The sequence below is a fragment of the Synechococcus sp. OH2 genome (assembly GCF_047462155.1).
In the GTDB taxonomy this organism is placed as follows: domain Bacteria; phylum Cyanobacteriota; class Cyanobacteriia; order Thermostichales; family Thermostichaceae; genus Thermostichus.
In genome coordinates, this window is the sequence record NZ_JANSIR010000069.1 from 1 (window position 1) to 3,576 (window position 3,576).

The following is a 3,576-nucleotide window of genomic DNA, read 5'->3' on the forward strand; positions in this document are numbered from 1 at the left end:
CTCTTCACCCCTACACCCGTTCCCGTAGCCAGACCCACTCCGACGCCCACCCCCCCCTTATCTCCTGAGTTGGCGGTAGCCCCATCCCCCACCCTGCGGCCTGCTTCTCCCTCTCCCCAACTGCTGCGCCCCTCGCCGCCACCAGCACTTACACCACCTCCCCCACCTCGGCAAGTGGCTGCCAGCGGGCAGGTTGCCATGCAGGTGCTCTCAGTTCGCCGCGAGGGAGGGCAAGTGGTTTTGAACGTGGCGATGCAGAACAATTCGGCAGAGACGGTGCGCTTTCTCTACAGCTTCCTGAACGTTACTGACGACACCGGACGGTCAATCAACGCTCTCACCCAGGGCTTGCCCGGGGAGCTGCCTCCCAACAGCCAAGTCTTCCAGGGAACTGTCCGCATCCCCGCCTCCAGCTTGGCCGGATCCCGGTCTTTGTCCTTGAGCCTGGCCGATTATCCCAGCCGCCGCCACCGAGTCGGCGTGAGCGGGATCCCGGTGCCGCAATAGCCCTGTCTGGAGACTGCTGGTACGATCGATGCAAAGCGGAGTTGAGAAGCGGTGCCCAGCCCAGCCTTTGAGCGCCCTGAGCAGATTCGGGAGCTCTTCGACCGCATTGCCCCCCACTACGATGCCCTCAACCAAACCCTGAGCCTGGGCCTGCATCAGGTTTGGAAGCGCATGGCTGTGCGCTGGTCGCGCGCCGGCCCTGGCGGGCACGTGTTGGATCTCTGCTGCGGCACTGGCGACCTGGCGCTACAACTGGCCCGCCGGGTGGGACGAAGGGGACATGTGGTCGGCCTGGATTTCTCCCCGGCCATGCTGGATATTGCTCGGCGGCGCTCCCGTCTTTTTCCCGGCTACTTCCTCGAGTGGGTGTTGGGAGACGCCCTGGCCTTGCCTTTTTCCGACGACAGTTTTGATGCCGTTACAATGGGCTATGGCCTGCGCAACGTAACCGATATCCCGCAGGCGTTGCGAGAGATTTGCCGGGTGCTCAAGCCCGGCTGTCGCGCCGCTATTTTGGACTTTCATCGCCCCACAGGGATCCCGTTTCTTGCTCACTTTCAGCGCTGGTACCTGAACACCCAGGTCGTTGCCCAGGCCCAAACCCTGGGACTGGGATCTGAATATGCCTACCTCGATCCCAGTTTGGACGGCTTCCCCTCTGGCGAAGAGCAGCGGCAAATGGCCTTGCAGGCAGGATTTTCTACTGCCAAGTTTTACCCCCTAGCCGGTGGCATGATGGGAGTGCTGGTGGTTGCAAGATGATCCAAACGGCTTCTCCCCTCGCTCCTTAGACCCCCCTCTTCCTTTGGGAGAGGGGCTGGGGGTGAGGGGGTCACCAGCAGTGCAGAGCGCCTGGCCAGCGTCTCAAACCGGTTGAAGAGGCAGCTTAGGATGCGGCCTCCGAGGAGACGCAGCGGACTTGGCCAAGAGGGGCTTGGCGGCTAGGGAGCAACATAGCGATCCTGGGAGAGGAGCTTGTTGCCGCGATAGACGCTCACCTGCAAATGCTGGGGATCCAGCCGCTGCTGCTCCACGTGAATGGGGGGGATCTGGAGGGCGTGGCGGGATCCCCGTCCCAGCACCGACACGATGAGATTTTGGCCGCGGATCTGAAGGCGCAGGCGCACCGGCCAAGGGAAGGGGTTGCGCAGCTTGAGGTCGGCCAAGCCGTACCAAACGGTGGCATCCAGGCCGGGGGGCACCGACTCCACGGGGCGGTAATGGGGGTGCCTTTCCACCACTTCCAGCCCCGCCAGCAGAGCAGCGTTGTATAGGCTGGAGGAGACTTGACAGATCCCGCCCCCAACCGAATCCAGGGTTTCGGCCACCATGAATACCGGCGCAGGCAGATAGCCCCGCTCGAGGGTGCGCGGCCCTACCACCTGGTTGAAAGAAAAAACTGCCCTTGGCCGAATGTAAACCCCATCCAGGCTTTGGGCAGCCTGGCGAATGTTGTGGAGCTGCGAGGGAGTGCGCTCCTGCAAGGAAGTGGTGTATCGGCTCAGGGTGGTTGGGGTGGGATCCGTCCACCACAGAGCCAGCAGGGCCAACCCCACCGACAAAGCCAATCCCCGCATCTTCCCTTTCACTTTTCCCAAGACACCTTGGCTTTCAAGAGAACCTCACCCTGGGGTTGGCGAGGGACGGCAGCGGCTTGGGCCGTAACCAGCACCTCTTGGGGGCGGGCGCCCTCTGGCAGCGGGTGTGGCGGGCGCAAGGCCACAAGCGCGGATCCCTGGGCATCCACCTGAAAGGTGCCGCAGTGGAGGATCTCGCCGTCGTCCAGCTTGAGCCAGAGGTGGTAACGCTCTCCAGGGGCCGGTTGGGGCAGATCCCTTGCCGCCAAGACCACCTCCTGCCACTCTCCTGGGCGCAACAGCAGGTTGGCCGACCCCACCTCTCCCTGCAAGTTCACCAGACGGGATCCCGGCTGTTGCAAGAGATGGGACAATGTCTGCACCGATTCTAGCCGGGCCAGTTGCAGCGCCTGCCGCAGTCGCCAGTTGTCGAAAACCAGCAAAGCCAAGGCCCCTGCCGCCAAGCCCCCTACCCAGCGCCACTCAGCCGTGAGGCGACCGAACCCCAGAGAGGACAGTGCCGGCTGAAGAGGGGTCAGCGCCTCCTCAATGCCCGCCTCTGCCATCACCTTGCCCCGCAAGCTGGCCGGCGGAATCACCCCTGGCAACCCATAGGGCAGCAGATGCAGGGTTTCTTGCAGGGCCTGCAAATCTGCCAGCAACCGCGGGTCTTGGGTTAGGCGTGCCTCCAGGGCGCTTGCCTGTTCAGGAGACAAGTCCCCCAGCAGATAGCCGGCCAGTTCTTCCTGTGCTTCTGATGAAGGGGGCGAGGCGGCTTCAGACCCAGAACTTAACTCCAAGGAGAGCGATTCCCGCAACTTGCAGAGGGCCTGGCGAGTGCGGGCTTTAACCGCCTCCAGCGGGATCCCCCAGTGTTGGGCAATGTCCGCCTGGCTCAACCCCTGGTAGTAGAGCAGCTCGAGAACCTGCCGTTGGCTTTCCGGCAGTTGGCTGAGGGCCTCCTGCACCGCTTGCCGTCGCTCCTCGAGGGAGAGCTGCTCAAAAGGGATCGGAGCACTGCCATCGGCGGCGAGCAGGGGTTGCCAGTGTTTCAAAAAACGTTGATGGCTATCCTGGAAGCGCAGACGCTCAATGGCTCGCGAACGGGTCAACGCACACAAAAAACTGCTCACGGATCCCTGCCGCGGATCATAGTCGGGCTTGTGCCACAGTTCGACAAACACCGCCTGAGTCAGATCTTCCGCCTCGGCCGCATGGCCCAGGATCTTACGGGCCAGCCCACAGATCAAGCCGGCATAGCGATCGTAGAGTACAGCCAGGGCAACAGAATGCCCTGCTGTGAGCGCTTCCATCAGCTCCACATCGCTGCGGGATGGCCAATCCCTCACCCGCTCGCGCCAGGGAGACGGAGTCCTTGGTTGCTCAGCCATGCTACACCCAGCGTCGTCCCACAGAAACGAAGATAGACCTGATGAAAGCCTATCCCCTCAGCCGCGGCGAGCCGCCCACTCCAGCCCCAGCAGAGCCGTGT

At 63.0% G+C, this 3,576-nt stretch carries 3 protein-coding genes and 1 pseudogene; 2 read left to right on the top strand and 2 right to left on the bottom strand.

What is annotated here, in order from left to right; all coding sequences use genetic code 11:
* Both NW835_RS05850 and ubiE read left to right on the top strand, forming a co-directional pair.
* Positions 1 to 507, top strand: a pseudogene (locus tag NW835_RS05850) (hypothetical protein); the annotation flags it as partial.
* A 51-nt stretch (positions 508 to 558) separates the two neighbouring features.
* Positions 559 to 1,269: a bifunctional demethylmenaquinone methyltransferase/2-methoxy-6-polyprenyl-1,4-benzoquinol methylase UbiE gene (ubiE, locus tag NW835_RS05855; RefSeq protein ID WP_414365504.1), complete on the top strand. Its 711-nt coding sequence runs from the start codon at positions 559 to 561 to the stop codon at positions 1,267 to 1,269.
* A 179-nt stretch (positions 1,270 to 1,448) separates the two neighbouring features.
* Here the strand turns inward: ubiE and NW835_RS05860 are convergent, their stop codons facing one another.
* Both NW835_RS05860 and NW835_RS05865 read right to left on the bottom strand, forming a co-directional pair.
* On the bottom strand, positions 1,449 to 2,084 hold the full coding sequence (locus NW835_RS05860; protein ID WP_414414775.1) for a VanW family protein: 636 nt from the start codon (positions 2,082 to 2,084) through the stop codon (positions 1,449 to 1,451).
* An 8-nt stretch (positions 2,085 to 2,092) separates the two neighbouring features.
* Entirely contained in the window at positions 2,093 to 3,475 is a 1,383-nt protein-coding gene (locus tag NW835_RS05865) for a sigma-70 family RNA polymerase sigma factor (RefSeq protein WP_414414776.1), read from the bottom strand.
* Positions 3,476 to 3,576: the final 101 nt, after the last annotated feature.